A 16,913-nucleotide genomic window follows, 5' to 3' on the forward strand; every position below is an offset into this window, starting at 1 on the left:
TGAAGGGCCCCAACACCTGGGAGTACGGGCCCTTCCGGTTGTCCGGGGTACGACTACCGGCGCATGAAGATCGGCACCTCGATGTCGTCGTCATCGTCGCCGTCGTCGCGCTGATCGGGGTTGTTGACCCGGTTCATCGCGGCCTCGGTGACCCGCTGACGCTCGGACTCGCGGTAGCGCTCGGTGTCGCGGTAGTTCGGCGCGGCCGCCCGGCCACCGGAGACCCCGGCGGTCGCGGGCTCGGTGGGCCGCACCGGCGCCTCGGTGGGACGGCTCTGCCCGATCTCGCCCGCGCGGCCGGAGCCGATCGGGTTGGTGCCGGTGCGCGAGGACGAGGTGGTGGTGTTCTCGAAGCTGCGCCGCGCCGGTCCGCCGCCGTCGAAGCCCGCGGCGATGACGGTGACGCGCACCTCGTCGCCCAGCGAATCGTCGATGACGGTACCGAAGATGATGTTGGCCTCGATGTGCGCCGCTTCCTGCACCAGCGAGGCGGCCTCGTTGATCTCGAACAGGCCCAGATCCGAGCCGCCCGCGATCGAGAGCAGCACGCCGTGCGCGCCGTCCATCGACGCCTCGAGCAGCGGCGAGTTGATCGCCGTCTCGGCGGCCTTGACCGAGCGGCCCTCGCCGCGCGCCGAGCCGATGCCCATGAGCGCCGAACCGGCGCCCGACATCACGGATTTCACGTCGGCGAAGTCGACGTTGATCAGGCCCGGGGTGGTGATCAGGTCGGTGATGCCCTGAACACCGTTGAGCAGCACCTCGTCCGCGGAGCGGAAGGCGTCCATCAGGCTCACCGCCGCGTCGCCGAGCTGCAGCAGCCGGTCGTTCGGGATGACGATGAGGGTGTCGCAGGACTCGCGCAGCAGGTTGATGCCGACCTCGGCCTGGTTGCCACGGCGCTTGCCCTCGAAGGAGAACGGCCGGGTGACCACACCGATGGTGAGCGCGCCCAGCTTCCGGGCGATGCTGGCGACGACGGGGGCGCCACCGGTGCCGGTGCCACCGCCCTCGCCCGCGGTCACGAAGACCATGTCGGCGCCCTTGAGCACCTCTTCGATCTCGTCCTTGTGGTCTTCGGCGGCCTTGCGGCCCACTTCCGGATCGGCGCCCGCGCCGAGTCCTCGGGTGAGCTCACGGCCGACATCGAGTTTGACGTCGGCATCACTCATGAGCAGGGCTTGGGCGTCGGTGTTGACCGCGATGAACTCGACTCCCTTGAGTCCCTGTTCGATCATTCGGTTGACGGCGTTCACGCCGCCGCCGCCGATACCGACGACCTTGATCACGGCAAGGTAGTTGTGCGGGGGCGTCATGGGCTCTCGCCTTCCTTCGATCTTAAAACCCTCAACCTCAACCATAGGGTTGGCGTTATGTCAAGTATCCGACTGCTGCGGAACGCTATTCGCAGCAACTGCGATCCCGGCGCAGGCGCGCCGACGTTTCGCTCACTTTACCGTGACCAGATTCGGACTCGACACGTCGAACACGGTCCCCTCACGGGTCAGCAGCGGCATCACGACGGCAGCTTTGCGCTCGCCGTCGCCCGTGCCGCCCCACACTACCTTCCTCCCGTCGCGCAGGTTCAGCGAGACATCCGAAATCGACCGTGCGACAACCTCACCCACCTGCACCGACAGCGCGGGCGGCAGCGTGACCAGCACATCCACCGCCGCCCTGGTCGCCGCGGGACCGGTGAAGGACCCCTCGGTGAGCAGCTTGGGCACGCCGATCGGCGTCGCCGGTTCGATCGCGAATTCGACGCTCTCGGCGTCGATCAGGTGCGCGCCGTCCGGAGATTCCACGTACACCACCGGGGTTCGCTCCACCACCGTGACCAGCACGGTGGACGGGAACTTGCGCTGCACCCGCACCGAGCGCACCTTCGGGATGGCAGCGACCCGCTGGGCAATGGCATTGGTATCGATGCGCAACATCGAACGCCCGTCGGGGATTTCAAGCCGGGAACGGACTTCGTCCTGGGTTACCGCGGACAAACCGTCGATCCGCACGGTTCGCACCGACAGCGCCGGAGTGAACCACGCGAGCAGCGCCAGCACCGTCACCGCGACCAGCCCGAGCGCGGTCCAGAGCCGGTAGCCGCGCCACCCGCGCGCGGCGGGCATCGGCAATCTCACCGGCCGCCCTGCTGCGGCCGGGCCCGCAGGGCGTCGAGGATCTGCACGCCGAGCATGGTGACATCGCCTGCGCCCATGGTGATCACCACGTCACCGGGCTGGGCCAGCCCGGCCACCTGCTTGCCCACCTTGGACATATCCGGCTGGTAGTGCACGGGTTTGGTCACCGACTGGGCCACCAGTGCCCCGTTGACGCCGGGCAGCGGTTCCTCCCTGGCGCCGTAGACGTCGAGCACGACCACCTCGTCGGCCAGGCTCAGCGCGGTGCCGAACTCGGCGGCGAAGGTGGCGGTGCGGCTGTAGAGATGCGGCTGAAAGACCACGATCACCTGGCCGCGCCGGGTGCGGGCGCCGTCGCGGGCCTCCTGAGCGACCAGCTGGGCCGCGGCCTCGAGCACGGCGCGCACCTCGGTGGGATGGTGGGCGTAGTCGTCGAAGACGCGCACGCCGTTCTCCCGGCCGGTGAACTGGAACCGGCGGTGCACGCCGCCGAATCCCTCCAGGCCCTGCACGATCTCATCGGTGTCGGCGCCGGTGGCCCGGGCGGCCAGCAACGCGGCCAGCGCGTTGAGCGCCATGTGCCTGCCGGGCACCGCCAGGCGCACGGTGCGCGGGGTGCTCTCCCCGGCCAGCTCGAATTCCACGATGCCGCCGACATCGCGCGGCTGCCAGTCCAGCAGGCGCGCGCCGACGGGCACCGGTGCCGCGCTCAGATCGCCGGAGCCGTAGCCGAGTACCTGCACGCCGCGCTCGCGCAGCCGGGGGGCGACCCGGTGGGCCAGGGCCAGCGAACCGGGGTCGTCCAGGCACACCACCAGCAGGCCGCCGGGGGCGAGCCGGTCGGCGAAATCGTCGAAGACCTGGATGTAGGCCTCGTCGGTGCCGAAGAAGTCCAGGTGGTCGGACTCGATGTTGGTCACCACCGCGACGTCCGGGTCGTATTGCAGCAGTGAGCCGTCGGACTCGTCGGCCTCGGCCACGAAGATGTCGCCGCTGCCGTGGTGGGCGTTGGTGCCTGCCTCGTTGAGCTCGCCGCCGACCGCGAAGGACGGATCGGCGCCGCAGTGCTGCAGCGAGACGATGAGCATCGAGGTGGTGGAGGTCTTGCCGTGGGTGCCCGAGACCAGCAGGGTCTTGTGCCCGCGCATCAGCGCGGCGAGCACGGTCGGGCGCAGCAGCACCGGGATCTTGCGCCGGTTGGCCTCGACCAGTTCGGGATTGGTCTTGGGGATGGCCGCGTAGGTGGTGACCACGACGGTCGGGCCGCCGGGCAGCAGGTCCAGGGCGTCGGCGTCGTGGCCGATGCGCACCTGGGCGCCGCGGGCCCGCAGCGACAGCACGCCGCGGCTCTCCTTGGCGTCGCTGCCCGAGACGGCGCCGCCGCGCGCGAGCAGGATGCGCGCGATGCCCGACATCCCGGCACCGCCGATGCCGACCATGTGCACGCGCTCGAGCTCGGCGGGCAGTGCCGTGCCGGTGGATTCGCCGATCTCGGCCGGGCCGCTCATCGGGCGACCTCGACGACGATCCCGGCCACCGTGTCGGCGGCGTCGCGATGGCCCGCACCGGCGGCGGCGCGGCTCATCTCGGCGAGTCGAGCAGGGTCGAGCAGCAGCGGAATCACCTCATCGATCACGTATTTCGGGGTCAGCTCGGCGTCGGGGACAATTCTGCCACCACCCTGCGCGACGACCGGGCGGGCGTTGAACTCCTGTTCACCGTTGCCGTGCGGCAGCGGCACGTAGAACGCGGGCAGGCCGACGGCCGACACCTCGGCCACGGTCATCGCGCCCGAGCGGCACACCACCGCGTCGGCGGCGGCGTAGGCCAGGTCCATCCGGGACAGGTACGGCACCGCGACGTACGGCGCGGTGGTCTCGCCGGTGTTCACCTCGAGACTGTTCTTGGGTCCGTGCGCGTGCAGCACCGAGATCCCGGCGGCGGCCAGCTGCGGGGCGGCACCGGCGACGGCGTCGTTGAGGCTGCGCGCGCCCTGGGAACCACCGAACACCAGCAGCACCGGACCCTCGGCGGGCAGCCCGAAGCTCTCGCGGGCCCGTGCGCGCAGCGCGGCGCGGTCGAGGTCGGTGATGGCGGCACGCACCGGGATGCCGACGACTTCGGCGTTGGCCAGGCCCGAATCGGGAACGGCGGCGAGCACCTTGGCGGCCACCCGGGCACCCACCTTGTTGGCCAGGCCCGCCTTGGCGTTGGCCTCGTGCACGATCACCGGCACCCTGCGCTTGCGCCCGAACAGCCCGCCGCGCGCGGCGAGATAGGCGGGCAGCGAGACGTAGCCGCCGAAACCGATGATCACATCGGCCTGCACGTCGTCGATGACGGCCCTGGTCGCCCGCACCGAGGCCAGGATGCGCCCGGGCAGGCGCAGCAGGTCGGCGGAGGGTTTGCGCGGCAACGGCACCGGGGGGATCAGCTCGAGCGGGTAGCCCCGGTCGGGCACCAGCTTGGTCTCGAGGCCACGCTCGGTGCCCAGCGCGGTCACCCGGATCCCCTCGTCGAGCCTGCGCAGCGCGTCGGCCACGGCCAGCGCGGGTTCGATGTGGCCTGCGGTGCCGCCGCCTGCGACGATCACCGACAACCCGGATCGCGGGTCACTCACCTGGATCTCCCTCGTTCTTCCTGTATCGACTCGCCCGGCAGGCGAGACCGCGTGCTCACCCTCCGCCGCCGCCGGTCCGCCGCTTCACCGGGCGGTGCGGCATCGGATAGGTCGGTTCCCACGCTCTTGTCGACCGTAGCGAACTCGTGCCGCGACTCTCGGGTGCACGTCGCCGTCGTTCGGTGGGCGCCGGACGGCGCGGGGTCTGACGTGGGCGTTCGGCCTTGGGGCGCGCGGGCTTGCGTGGCGCGTCGGCCCTGGCCGGGGAGTACACCTCCGGAATCGGCAGCCGCAGCAGCCTGCTGACGCGCCCGTCCTGACCGTTCTGCAACGCCGAGACCGCCTCGGGTTCGTGCCGGGCGGCGCTGGCGATGATGCCGAACATGAACAGCGTGATCGCCAGCGAGGAGCCACCGGCCGAGACCAGCGGCAGCTGCAGACCGGTCACCGGCAGCAGCCCGACGACATAGCCGATGTTGATCAGCGCCTGCACGGTGATCCAGGTGGTGGCGGTGGCGGTGAGCAGCCGCAGGAACGGATCCACCGAGCGCAGCGCGATACGGATACCCGCGTAGACGAACAGCGCGAACAGCGCCAGCACCAGCATGCAGCCGAGGAAGCCGAGTTCCTCGCCGATGATCGCGAAGATGAAGTCGTTGTGCGAGTTGGGCAGGTAGCTCCACTTGGCCCGGCTCTGCCCGAGACCACGACCCCAGATGCCACCGTCGGCCAGGGAGTACTTGGCCTGGCGGGCCTGGTAGTTCACGCCCTGCGGGTCGTCACCGGGGTTGAAGAACGCGCGCACCCGGTCGGAGCGATAGCCCGCCGACAGCGCCAGGATCGAGGCCGCGACCAGGCCGGTGACCATGATCCCGACGAACAGCCGCACCGGCAGCCCACCGAACCACAGCAGCGCCATCAGCACGATGCCCAGCGCGATCGTGGTCGACAGGTTCGGCTCGAGCACCACCAGCAGGCAGACCAGCAGACCGGCGGGCACCAGCGGCACCAGGATGTCCTTGAGCTGGCCGCCGCGCCGCGAGGCGAGCAGATGCGCACCCCACACCACCAGCGTCACCTTGACGACCTCGGAGGGCTGGATCGACAGCGGGCCGATGTCGAACCAGCGCCGCGCGCCGCCGTGGATCGAGCCGATGCCGGGGATGAGCACCAGCACCAGCGCGAGCACCGAGATGCTGAAGATCGGGAACGACCACTGCCGCACCAGCCGCAGCGGCAGCCGCAGCGCGATGTAGAAGGCGACCGCGCCGAGCCCGGCGAACATGGCCTGCTGGATGAACAGCGAATAGGCCGACCCGCCACCGGCGTAGGCCTCCACGCTCGACGCCGAGAGCACCATCACCAGGCCCAGCACGGTCAGCAGGGTGGCGATGGTGACCACCAGGTGGAACGAGGCCAGCGGGCGGGCCAGCCACGCGCCGAAACGCTCCCCCGCCCAGCCCGGCCGCGCTGCGGCCGAACCGCCCCGGCGTCCTACCTGGTTGCGCACGCTGCCTCCTCGTGGCGCTGACGGTCGAGCCGGGGCGTCGGTGTCACAGCGCCCGCCCGATGTCACCGTCTTCCAAAGCCGTCACCGCGTCCACGAAGCAGCGTCCGCGGTGGGTGTAGTCGTCGTACATGTCCAGGGAGGCCGCCGCCGGTGCGAGCAGGACGGTGTCGCCCGCCCGCGCCAGCCCCGCCGCCGCGCGGACCGCGCGGCCCATGACCGCCTCGGCGCGCTGCTTTCTCGACGACTCCATGTCTGCATCGTCTCCCGCGTCCAGCGCGATGACCGGGACTTCGGGTGCGTGTCGCGCCAATGCGGCGGCGATCACCGGCGCGTCGGCCCCGAACAGGACCGCGCCGACGAGCCGGTCGCCGACCTCTTCGATGAGGTCGTCGACGGTGGCGCCCTTGAGCAGCCCACCGGCCACCCACACCACCTGCGGGTGCGCCAGGATCGAGGCGCGCGCGGCATGCGGGTTGGTGGCCTTGGAGTCGTCGATGAACTCCACCCCGCCGAGTTCGCGCACGAACGCGGTGCGGTGCGGGCCCACCTTGTGCTCGGCCAGCCCTTCCTTGACGAACTGCGGTGCCACGTCGATGGCCCTGGTCAGCGCGGAGGCGGCCAGCGCGTCGGCGATGCCCGCGGGACCCTGCGGGCTGATGTCGGAGGTCTCGGCCAGGATGGCGGCCTTGGTGAAGGCGCGGTCGAGCAGTTTGCCGTCGACCACGCCCAGTTCGCCGTCGGCGGGCACACCGATGCGGAAGCCGACCGTGCGCCGGGCCTTGGCCTTGCGGGCCAGCGAGCCCGCCACCGGGTCGTCGAGGCCGACCACGCCGACCCGGCCGGTCAGCGCGCGGGCCTTGGCGGCGGCGTAGGCGTCCAGGCCACCGTGCCAGTCCAGGTGGTCCTCGGCGACATTGAGCACCACGCCCGCCTCCGGGCGCACCGAAGGCGCCCAGTGCAGCTGGAACGAGGACAGCTCGACCGCGAGCACCTGCGGGCCGGGGTTGCGGCGCAGCGCGTCCAGGATCGGCAGGCCGATATTGCCGCAGGCCACACTGGCGATGCCCGCGGCACGCAGGATCGAGTGGGTCATGTTGGTGGTGGTGGTCTTGCCGTTGGTACCGGTGATCACCAGCCACTTGCGGACCGGACCGTAGATCCTGGCCTGATCGACCCACCAGGCGAATTCGACGTCACCCCAGACCGGGATGCCCTCGGTGACCGCCGAGACCAGCACCGGCGAGTCCGGCCGCCAGCCGGGGCTGGTGATGACCAGCGCGAACCGGCTCAGGTCCGCGTTCTCCAGCTCGACGCCGGTGGCGACCTCGAGCCCGAGTTCGGCGGCCTCGGCCAGCGCCTTGGCGCCGTTGTCGGTGACCACCGGGTGCGCGCCGATATCGCGCAGCGGTTCGATCAGCGAGCGCCCGGAGACGCCCCAGCCGGCGACGAGCACGTCGCGGCCACGCAGGAATTCCAGCATCGGGCCCGGCGAGCGCAGGGCACGGGGAGTGTGTTCGACCATGTCCGCGCTCACCCGACCTGTGACAGATATTCGCTGTAGAACAGCCCGAGACCCACGGCGGCGGAGATGCCCGCCAGGATCCAGAACCGGATGATCACCGTCGTCTCGGCCCACTTGCTCAATTCGAAGTGGTGGTGGAACGGTGCCATCTTGAACAACCGGTTGCGGGTGGTGCGGAAGACCGCGACCTGCAACATCACCGAGGCGGCCTCGGCGACGAACAGCGCGCCGATCACGGCCATCAGCAGTTCGGTGCGGGTGGTGATGGACAGCCCGGCGATCAGGCCGCCCAGCGCCAGCGAGCCGGTGTCACCCATGAAGATCTTGGCCGGGGCCGCGTTCCACCACAGGAAGCCGATGCAGGCGGCGGCCGCGGCGGCACACACCAGGGCCAGGTCCAGCGGGTCGCGCACGTCGTAGCAGCCGGGGCCCGGGTTGGTCGAGCAGGCGTTGCGGTACTGCCAGAAGGTGATGATCACGTAGGCGCCCAGCAGCAGGCTCATCGACCCGGCGGCCAGGCCGTCGAGACCGTCGGTGAGGTTGACCGCGTTGGACCAGGCGATCACCAGGAACAGCACCCAGACCACGAAGATCAGCGCGCCCATCGACACCGTGCTCCAGTCGCGCACATACGACAGGTGCTTGCTGGCCGGGGCCAGGCCGTCGGCGTTGCGGAACTGCAGGGCCAGCACCGCGAAGATGACCGCGGCGGCGGTCTGGCCGATGTACTTGCCCGCGGCGGTGAGGCCGAGGTTGCGCTGTTTGCGCAGCTTGATGAAGTCGTCGAGGAAGCCGACCACGCCCAGCGCGGTGGTCAGGCCCAGCACCAGCAGACCCGAGGCGGTCGGGCCCTCGGCGTCGTAGCCGATGCCGATGAGGTGCGAACCGAGGTAACCGGCCCACATGCCGATCAGGATGGCGACGCCACCCATGGTCGGGGTGCCGCGCTTGGCCTGGTGGCTGGCCGGGCCGTCGACCCGGATCTCCTGCCCGAAGCCCTGCCTGGCGAACACCCGGATCAGCAACGGCGTCAACAGGATCGACACCGCCAGGGCGATCCCCGCCGCGAAGAGAATCTGCCTCACGCCCGCGCCTCACTGACGCCGGGCGCCGGCGTGCTGCCGATGGCCGCTGTTTTCATGCCTGCGTACTACCTTCCCCTGCCCTGGTCAGGTGCTCGGCGACGGCCCAGAGACCGACTGCCTTGGATGCCTTGACCAGTACCACATCGCCTGCGGCGATCTCGTCGTCGAGCAGCGCGATCGCCGCGTCGATATCGGGAACGAGGACCGACTCCTCGCCCCATGAGCCTTCCATCACCGCACCCTGGTGCATGCCCCGGGAGGGTCGTCCGGTGCCGACCACGATCAACCGGTCGACATCCAGGCGTACCGCCAGCCGTCCGATCGCGTCGTGTTCGATCACCGAGTCGTCGCCGAGCTCGCCCATCTCGCCGAGCACCGCCCAGCTGCGCCGGGGCGTCTCGCCCGCCTTGGCCAGGGTGACCAGCGCCTTGAGCGCGGCCCGGACCGAGTCGGGATTGGCGTTGTAGGAGTCGTTGACGACGGTGACGCCCTCGGGCGTGGTCCGCACGTCCATCCGGCGCGCCGAGGCCGCGGTGGCCCCGCCCAGCGCCCGGGCGACGGTCGCCAGGTCGGCGCCGCACTCGAGCGCGACGGCGGCCGCAGCCAGCGCGTTGCCGATCTGGTGTTCGCCGTGCACGGCCAGAGTCACCGGCACCGACTCGCCACCGGCGTGCAGCACGAAGCTCGCCCTGGCCTGGTCGTCGGTGTGCACATCGGTGGCGCGGATGTCGGCGTCACCGGACAGGCCGACCTTGACCACGCGCGCCTTCGTGCGCGAGTCCATGGCCGAGACGTGCGGGTCGTCGGCGTTGAGCACGGCCAGCCCGTCGGCGGGCAGTGCCTCGACCAGCTCGCCCTTGGCCACGGCGATGGCCTCGCGGCTGCCGAATTCGCCGAGGTGGGCGGTGCCGACATTGAGCACCACGCCGATGCGCGGCGGCGCGATGCGCGCCAGTTCCGCGATGTGGCCGCGCCCGCGCGCCGAGAGCTCCAGCGCCAGGAACTTGGTGTCGAGCCCGGCGCGCAGGGTGGTCCAGGGGTGGCCGAGTTCGTTGTTGAACGAGCCGGGCGGCGCGACGACCGGGCCCAGCGGGGCCAGCACGGCGGCCAGCAGGTCCTTGGTGGAGGTCTTGCCGGAGGACCCGGTGACGCCCACGACGGTGAGCCCGGTGCGTTCGGCGAGGCGCTCGGTGCTCACCCGCGCCAGCTCGGCCAGCGCCGCGAGCACCGCGGCGCCGGAACCGTCGCCGTCGTGGCTGAGCGCGACCGAGGTCGCCGGCACCGACCCGCGTTCGGGGGCGACCACGATCGCGGGCACCCCCACCGGACGGGCCGCCAGCACGGCGACCGCGCCCGCGGCGACCGCACCGGCCGCGTAGTCGTGCCCGTCGGAGTGGGCGCCCGGCAGCGCGAGGAACAGATCACCGGAACCGATGCGGCGCGAATCGAATTCCACCGAACCGGTCACCCGGGCGTCCGGGTCGGGCACATCGTGCAGTTCGCCGCCGACCACGTCCGCGATCTCGCGCAGTGTCATCTCGATCATGAAACCCTCGAGTCCTCCGTGTGCGATCCGGGTGTCCGCGCGTCCAGCGCCTCGGCGACGACGACCCGGTCGTCGAATTCGTATTTGACGCCCTGGATCTCCTGCCCCGACTCGTGGCCCTTGCCCGCGATGAGTACCACGTCGCCCGGGCGCGCCCAGGCCACGGCGGCGGCGATGGCCGCCGCCCGGTCCCCGATCTCGCGGATCTCGCCGCGTTCGGCGGCCGGGATCTCGTCGGCGCCAGCGAGCACCGCGGCGCGGATGAGCGCCGGGTCCTCGGAGCGGGGATTGTCGTCGGTGACGATCACCAGATCGGCGCGCGCGGCGGCGGCACCCATCAGCGGGCGCTTGGCCACATCGCGGTCACCACCGGCACCGACGATCACGGCCAGCCTGCCGTGCCCGGCCTCGGCCAGATGGCCGCGCAGGGTGGTGACCACCGATTCGACGGCGGCGGGCTTGTGCGCGTAGTCGACGACGACCAGGAAGTCCTGGCCGCGGTCCACCCGCTGCATGCGACCCGGCACGTCCACCTCGGCCAGCGCGGGGGCGGCCACGGCCGGGTCCACCCCGGCGGCCGCGCAGGTCGCGACGGCCAGCAGGGCATTGGCGACGTTGTAGCGCCCGGGCAGGCGCAGCCGCACGGTCAGCTCGCCCGCGGGACCCGCGGCGGTGAACTCCTGTGCCCCGGCACCGGTCTTCACCTCGCCCGCGACGTGCCAGTCGGCGGCCGCGCGGGTCGAGACGGTGATCGGCGCGGCCAGCTCACCGGCCAGCCTGCGGCCCCACTGGTCGTCGACGCAGATCACCGGGACGCGCGCGGCGACCGGGGAGTCGGCGGCGAAGAGTTTGCGCTTGGCGCCGAAGTAGTCCTCGAAGTCGGGGTGGAAGTCGAGGTGGTCCTGGGACAGGTTGGTGAAGGCGCCCACGGCGAAACGCACGCCGTCGACCCGGCCGAGGGCCAGCGCGTGACTCGACACCTCCATCACGACCGCCTGCACGCCCTGCTCGACCATCGCGGCGAACATCGCGTGCAGCTGGGGTGCCTCGGGGGTGGTGAGCGCGCTGGGCACCCGCTGCCCGCCGATGCGGGTCTCGATGGTGCCGATCAGCCCGGTCCGCAGCCCGGCCGCGACCAGACCCGCCTCGACCAGGTAGGAGGTGGTGGTCTTGCCGGAGGTTCCGGTGATGCCGATGATGCGCAGGCGATCGCTCGGGTGGCCGTAGATCTCGGCCGAGAGTTCGCCGAGCACGGCGCGCGGCTGTTCGCGCACCAGGATCGGCACCCCGAGCTCGCCGAGCTGGTCGGCTCCGGCGGCGTCGGTGAACACCGCGACCGCGCCGCGCGCGACGGCGTCGGCGGCGAAGCGGGCACCGTGGGCGTTGGCGCCGGGTAGGGCGGCGAACAGGTCGCCGGGGCGGACCGCGTTGGACCGCTGCTCGATACCGGTGACGGTCACCGCGGCCACCGGGGTGGTGACCGTGGCGCCGGTGAGGTCCAGCAAGGCCTGCAGCGACGTCGACGGCGGCGTGGTGGGCCGGAGCGCGTGCGGGCTGGACTGCGCGGGCACAAGGCTCCTCTCTGAGAGTGATCGAGCGCGTGGGCGAGACGAGCAGTCAGGTTACCGACGCGCGGAGTCGGACGGACAACGCGGGTTGCGCATGAGCCGAGCGGTCAGAGCCCGGCCTCCAGGACGAGGCGCTTGGGCTCCGGCGACGGCGGCACCCGGTCACGCTGCAGGGCCCAGGAGGCGATGCTGTGGAACAGCGGTGCGGCCGATCCGCCGCCGCTGCCGTCGGAGCTGCGGACCGGCGCGTCGAGCATCATGCCGATCACGTAGCGCGGGTTGTCGGCGGGCGCCATCCCGGCGAAGGTGATGTAGTACGACGAGGTCGAATAGCAGCGGCAGGCCGGATCGACCTTCTGCGCGGTGCCGGTCTTGCCCGCCACCTGGTAGCCCTCGATCGCGGCCTGCCCGCCGGTGCCCATCTGCACGCCCATCGGGTCCTTCTGCACGGTCGCCTGGAACATGTTCCGCAGGGTCTGCGCGGTCTGCGGGCTCACCACCCGCACACCGTCGGGCTGCAGCTCGTCGGTGCGGGTGCCGTCGGGGGCGATCTTGGCCTTGACGATGCGCGGCGGGATGCGCAGGCCGTCGTTGGCGATGGCCTGGTACATGCCGGTCATCTGCAGGGTCGTCATCGACAGGCCCTGTCCGATGGGCAGATTGGCGAAGGTGCCGCCGGACCACTGGTCACGCGCGGGCAGCAGCCCCGGGCTCTCGCCGGGCAGGCCGATGCCGGTGCGCTTGCCGAGGCCGAAGCGGTCGAGCATGTCGGCGAAGCGGTCCTCGCCGACGCGCTGGGCGAGCATGAGAGTGCCCACATTCGAGGACTTCCCGAACACGCCGGTGGTGGTGTAGGGCGCCACGTCGTGCTGCCAGGCGTCGTTGACGGTGACCCCGGACATCCGGATCGACCCGGGCACCTGCAGGACCTCGTCGGGGTTGGTGACCCCGTACTCGATGGCCGCGGCGGCGGTGACGATCTTGTTCACCGAACCGGGTTCGAAGGGTTCGGCGACCGAGGGATTGCTCATGTTCGCCGAGGCCCAGTGCTGCGGTCCCAGTGCGGGATTGAAGGTGTTGTCGTTGGCCATGGCCAGCACCTGGCCGGTCTTGGCGTCGAGCACCACGGCCGAGGCCGAGGTCGCGCCGGAGAGCTGCTTGGCCTGCTGGACCTGCTGCTGCACGTAGTACTGCAGGTCCTCATCGAGGGTCAGTTCCACGCCGTATCCGTTGACGGCGGGCTGCTGATCGCGATAGCTGCCGGGGATCACCGCGCCGTCGGAGCCCTTGTCGTAGGTGCGTGATCCGTCGGTTCCGGCGAGCACCGAGTCCAGCGCGGACTCCAGCCCGATCTGCCCGTGCCCGTCCCAGCCGGTCGCGCCGACCACATTGGCGGCCAGTGCGCCGCCGGGGTATTCGCGCAGATCCTGACGTTCGATGCCGACCTCGGGGTACTTGGTCTTGATCTCGGTGGCCACGCGCGGGTCGACATTGCGGGCCAGGTAGTGGAAGGGCTTGTCGCTGCGCAGTTTGTCGAGCAGCTCGGCTTCCTTGGGACCGCTGTCACCGAGCTTGTCGTGGATGAACTTCGCGATGTCCTTCAGCCGCTGGTCCGGATCGGGCGCCTTGGGCTTGGTCTTCTTGGCATCGGCGAGCTGCTCGCGCACCCGGACCGGCTGGAAGGTCAGCGCATTGGCGGTGATGGTGAAGGCGAGCCGATTGCCGTGGCGGTCGGTGATCGGGCCGCGCACGGCGGCCTCGGTCTCCTTGTGGGTGCGCTGGGAGGCGGCCTGCGCCGAGAGCGCGGGCGCGGCCAGGCTCTGGATGTAGAGCAGTTGCAGGGCGACCACGGCGAGGGTGGCCAGCAGGGTGACCCGCCCGATGCCCAGGCGCAACCGGACCGGACGGTCCGGCGAGAGCGGCCCGGAGCGGCGCGACCGCGACGAGACCGGCCCGCGTCGCGGCTGCGACGCGGATCCGCTGCGCCTCATCGGGGGCCGCCCTCCGTTCCGATCTGCTGCGGCGCCTCACTCGGCGCGGCGGGCGCACCGGCCACGACACCCGGTGCGGGCGGCGCGGTCTCGGCGGGGACCAGGGGCGTTTCCCCGGGGGTGACGGCGACCTCGACCCGATCGGGCACCAGCGTGGGCTCGACGGGGCTCTGGCCCGCGGCGGGTGCCTGATCCTCCACGGGCGCGGGCACCTCGGCGGGCGCGGGCGCCGCGGGGGTCGTCGGCTGCGGGGCGGGCACACCCACCGGCACGGTCGCCGCGGGGGTGGGCACCGCGCCGGGCGAGGCGAGGACGGGCGCCGGAACAGCGCTGGGCGCGGCGGGACTCGCGGTGAGCGCGCCGGGCTGCACCGGCACCACCCGCTCCCCCTGTGCCTGCGCCGGATTCGGCGAGGCGGGGTTCGGGGTGGTGGTCGGCGGGCCGTTGAGCGGCGGGGCGGGTGCGCCCTGCGCGGGCGAGGGCGTGCCGATGACGGTGATCTCGCCGTCGGGGCCGAGCACCAGCCGGGCCGGGTCCTTGGCGGGGATCATGCCGAGTTCGCGGGCGCGCGCGGCCAGTTCGGGTGCCGAGTCGGCGGCGGCCACCTCGCGCTGCAGCGCGGCCCGCTCGTCGGCGAGCTTGCGGTTGACCGCACGCGCGTCACCGAGCTGATAGCTGTCCTCGGCGGCACGGGTGGTCAGCAGCAGGGTCAGGGCCAGGCCGCAGCCGAGCAGTCCGATGATGGCCGCGACGAACGGGATCCGCCCGGCCATCGTCGACGCCCGCTCGGGCAGTTCGATGCCGTCGAGCAGCTGGGCCCTGGTGCGCTTGCGGGCGTAGGCCCGCTGGGCGGCACCGGATTTGACTCGGTCGGCCGCCTCGACGCGACGGGCCGTACGCCCCGGCACGGCGACGGTGCTCGTCCGCACGCTCATCGTGTCCCCTCCTGTGTCCTCCCTGATCTCTCCGCGATCCGTTCCGCCGCGCGCATCCGCACCGGCGCCGATCGCGGGTTGACCTCGATCTCGGACTCCGTCGCTTTCTCCGCACCCCGGGTGAGCATCCGGAATTCCGGTCCCATGCCGGGCAATTCGACCGGCAGATCCACCGGCGACCTGGACACGATCCGGGGCGCGAACTCCTGCTTGACCAGCCGATCCTCGAGCGACTGGTACGACATGACGCAGATCCGCCCGCCGACACGCACGGCGTCGAGCGCGGCGGGCAGCGCCGCGCGCAGCGAATCGAGCTCGCCGTTGACCTCCACCCGCAGCGCCTGGAACGTGCGCTTGGCGGGATGCCCGCCGGTGCGCCGCGCCGCGGCCGGAATGGTGTCGTAGAGCAGCTCGACCAGCTCCGCACTGGTACCGAACGGGCGAACGGCGCGGCGGCGCAACACCTCCGAGGCGATCTTGCCCGCGAAGCGTTCGTCGCCGTAGGTCTTGAGCACCCGGGCGAGGTCACCGTGGCTGTAGGTGTTGAGCACGTCGGCCGCGGTGGGTCCGGTGGTGGGGTCCATCCGCATGTCCAGCGGGGCGTCCACCGAGTAGGCGAAGCCGCGGTCGGCCTCGTCCAGCTGCATCGACGACACCCCGAGATCCATGAGAATCGCGGAGACGGAACCGATTTCGGGCAACCCGGCCTCGGCCAGCGCGGCGGGGATGCCGTCGTAACGGGTGTGCACCAGGGTGATCCGGTCGGCGTAGGGCGCCAGGCGCTCGCCGGCCAGCTTCAGCGCGGTGGTGTCGCGGTCGAGACCGACCAGCCGCGCCTGCGGGTAGGTGCGCAGGAAATGTTCGGCGTGCCCGCCGAGGCCGAGGGTCGCGTCGAGATAGACCGCGCCCGGCTCGCTCAGCGCGGGGCCGAGCAGCTCGTCGGCGCGGTCGAGCAGGACCGGCACATGACGGGGGTTCTCGGTGTCATGGTTCACCTCGACCTCCCGGGATAGGACCTCGCGTCGCAGACGAGTCGCCATGCCACACAGTGCTTTTGGAATGAGAATGGTGTTCGCGAATGCGTCGAGGTCTCTGACCGAGGCGCGGCACCTGGCGTCGGGGAAGTACGTCAGGGTCCACGCCCGGGCAGAGGCCTCGCAGCACTCGCGTGCTCCGGGCTAGAAGATTCCGCCCAGCGACTCGTCTCTGGCTTGCGCGTAGTCCTCCTCGTGCTCGTCGAGGTAGGACTCCCACGCCTGCTTGTCCCATATCTCGAGGAAGTCGACCGAACCGATCACCACGCAATCCCGCAGGAGATTCGCGTAGCGCCGATGGTCCGGCGACAGCGTGATCCGGCCCTGTGCGTCCGGACGTTGTTCGTCGGTGCCCGCGGCCAGTGCTCGAACGAAAGCCCTTGCCTGCGGGTTGCTTCGAGACGCCGCCGCGGCCCTCCGCGCGAGCGCGGTGAACTCGTCTTTCGGATACACGGCCAGGCTGTGGTCTTGACCCTTCGTGACCATCAACCCTCCCGCCAGTTCGTCTCGAAACTTCGCGGGCAACGTCAGTCGCCCTTTGTCGTCCAGGCGGGGGGTGTAGGTACCGAGAAACATCCCGGCCACCTCCCTACTGGATCACCTCGCCGTAACGGCCTCTCCTGTAGTGCGCGACCCACATTACCCCACTTTCCCCCACTTTCAATCGAAACCCTGGGTGATCTCGCTCCCCGCCAACACAATTCCGCAGGTCATCCCAGCTATCACTGAGATTCGGGGTTATCGCGTGTTCGGAGAACCCGCGCGGGTCGGCCACCCCGGGTCCCGACAACCTTCAGCAAACTTCGCAGGTACCGGCGGGTAATACGGCGGCGTGGGGGAATTCGGCGGGGCCCGGTGGGGAGGGGTGGGGAAAGTGGGGGCATCGCCCTTCCCGGGAGTTCCGGGGACGAACAGGCGAAGGCGGCGCCGCACCCGGATGGGGTGGGGGGGCCCCGGGGGTGGG

General features: G+C 71.2%; 12 protein-coding genes and 1 pseudogene. All 13 read right to left on the reverse strand.

Features of this window, described 5'->3' with window-relative positions; genetic code table 11:
* Positions 1-53: 53 nt before the first annotated feature.
* The 13 genes and pseudogenes from ftsZ to mraZ all read right to left on the reverse strand — a co-directional run bounded on the left by ftsZ (position 54) and on the right by mraZ (position 16,525).
* Positions 54-1,316: a cell division protein FtsZ gene (gene ftsZ / locus ACWEMY_RS27765; RefSeq protein WP_375937778.1), complete on the reverse strand. Its 1,263-nt coding sequence runs from the start codon at positions 1,314-1,316 to the stop codon at positions 54-56.
* 132 nt (positions 1,317-1,448) lie between these two features.
* Complete coding sequence (locus ACWEMY_RS27770) at positions 1,449-2,126, reverse strand: cell division protein FtsQ/DivIB (protein ID WP_375937775.1); 678 nt, start codon at positions 2,124-2,126, stop codon at positions 1,449-1,451.
* An 8-nt stretch (positions 2,127-2,134) separates the two neighbouring features.
* The gene (gene murC, locus ACWEMY_RS27775) at positions 2,135-3,646 is read right to left on the reverse strand and encodes a UDP-N-acetylmuramate--L-alanine ligase (RefSeq protein WP_452392404.1); all 1,512 of its coding nucleotides are present in this window, start codon (positions 3,644-3,646) and stop codon (positions 2,135-2,137) included.
* Positions 3,643-4,758, reverse strand: a complete 1,116-nt coding sequence (gene murG, locus ACWEMY_RS27780) for an undecaprenyldiphospho-muramoylpentapeptide beta-N-acetylglucosaminyltransferase (protein WP_452392405.1) — start codon at positions 4,756-4,758, stop codon at positions 3,643-3,645. Before murG ends, murC begins: the two co-directional genes overlap by 4 nt.
* 55 nt (positions 4,759-4,813) lie before the next feature.
* Complete coding sequence (gene ftsW, locus ACWEMY_RS27785) at positions 4,814-6,268, reverse strand: putative lipid II flippase FtsW (protein ID WP_375937766.1); 1,455 nt, start codon at positions 6,266-6,268, stop codon at positions 4,814-4,816.
* Between the two features lie 43 nt (positions 6,269-6,311).
* On the reverse strand, positions 6,312-7,748 hold the full coding sequence (murD, locus tag ACWEMY_RS27790) for a UDP-N-acetylmuramoyl-L-alanine--D-glutamate ligase (RefSeq protein ID WP_375937963.1): 1,437 nt from the start codon (positions 7,746-7,748) through the stop codon (positions 6,312-6,314).
* A 50-nt stretch (positions 7,749-7,798) separates the two neighbouring features.
* Positions 7,799-8,875 carry a phospho-N-acetylmuramoyl-pentapeptide-transferase gene (gene mraY / locus ACWEMY_RS27795; protein ID WP_336085999.1) on the reverse strand — a complete coding sequence of 359 codons (1,077 nt, stop codon included), beginning with the start codon at positions 8,873-8,875 and terminating at the stop codon, positions 7,799-7,801.
* Positions 8,876-8,927: 52 nt separating this feature from the next.
* Positions 8,928-10,421, reverse strand: coding sequence for a UDP-N-acetylmuramoyl-tripeptide--D-alanyl-D-alanine ligase (locus ACWEMY_RS27800; protein WP_452392406.1), 1,494 nt, complete (start codon positions 10,419-10,421; stop codon positions 8,928-8,930).
* Entirely contained in the window at positions 10,418-11,992 is a 1,575-nt protein-coding gene (locus tag ACWEMY_RS27805; protein WP_452392407.1) for a UDP-N-acetylmuramoyl-L-alanyl-D-glutamate--2,6-diaminopimelate ligase, read from the reverse strand. The genes ACWEMY_RS27800 and ACWEMY_RS27805 overlap by 4 nt, the downstream gene beginning before the upstream one ends.
* A 104-nt stretch (positions 11,993-12,096) precedes the next feature.
* Positions 12,097-13,980, reverse strand: a complete 1,884-nt coding sequence (locus ACWEMY_RS27810) for a peptidoglycan D,D-transpeptidase FtsI family protein (RefSeq protein ID WP_452392408.1) — start codon at positions 13,978-13,980, stop codon at positions 12,097-12,099.
* Positions 13,977-14,915: a hypothetical protein gene (locus ACWEMY_RS27815; protein ID WP_452392409.1), complete on the reverse strand. Its 939-nt coding sequence runs from the start codon at positions 14,913-14,915 to the stop codon at positions 13,977-13,979. Before ACWEMY_RS27815 ends, ACWEMY_RS27810 begins: the two co-directional genes overlap by 4 nt.
* Positions 14,912-16,065, reverse strand: a pseudogene (gene rsmH, locus ACWEMY_RS27820) (16S rRNA (cytosine(1402)-N(4))-methyltransferase RsmH). Before rsmH ends, ACWEMY_RS27815 begins: the two are co-directional and overlap by 4 nt.
* 28 nt (positions 16,066-16,093) lie before the next feature.
* Complete coding sequence (gene mraZ, locus ACWEMY_RS27825; RefSeq protein WP_452392410.1) at positions 16,094-16,525, reverse strand: division/cell wall cluster transcriptional repressor MraZ; 432 nt, start codon at positions 16,523-16,525, stop codon at positions 16,094-16,096.
* Positions 16,526-16,913 lie beyond the last annotated feature (388 nt).

The sequence above is a fragment of the Nocardia sp. NPDC004415 genome (assembly GCF_053602435.1).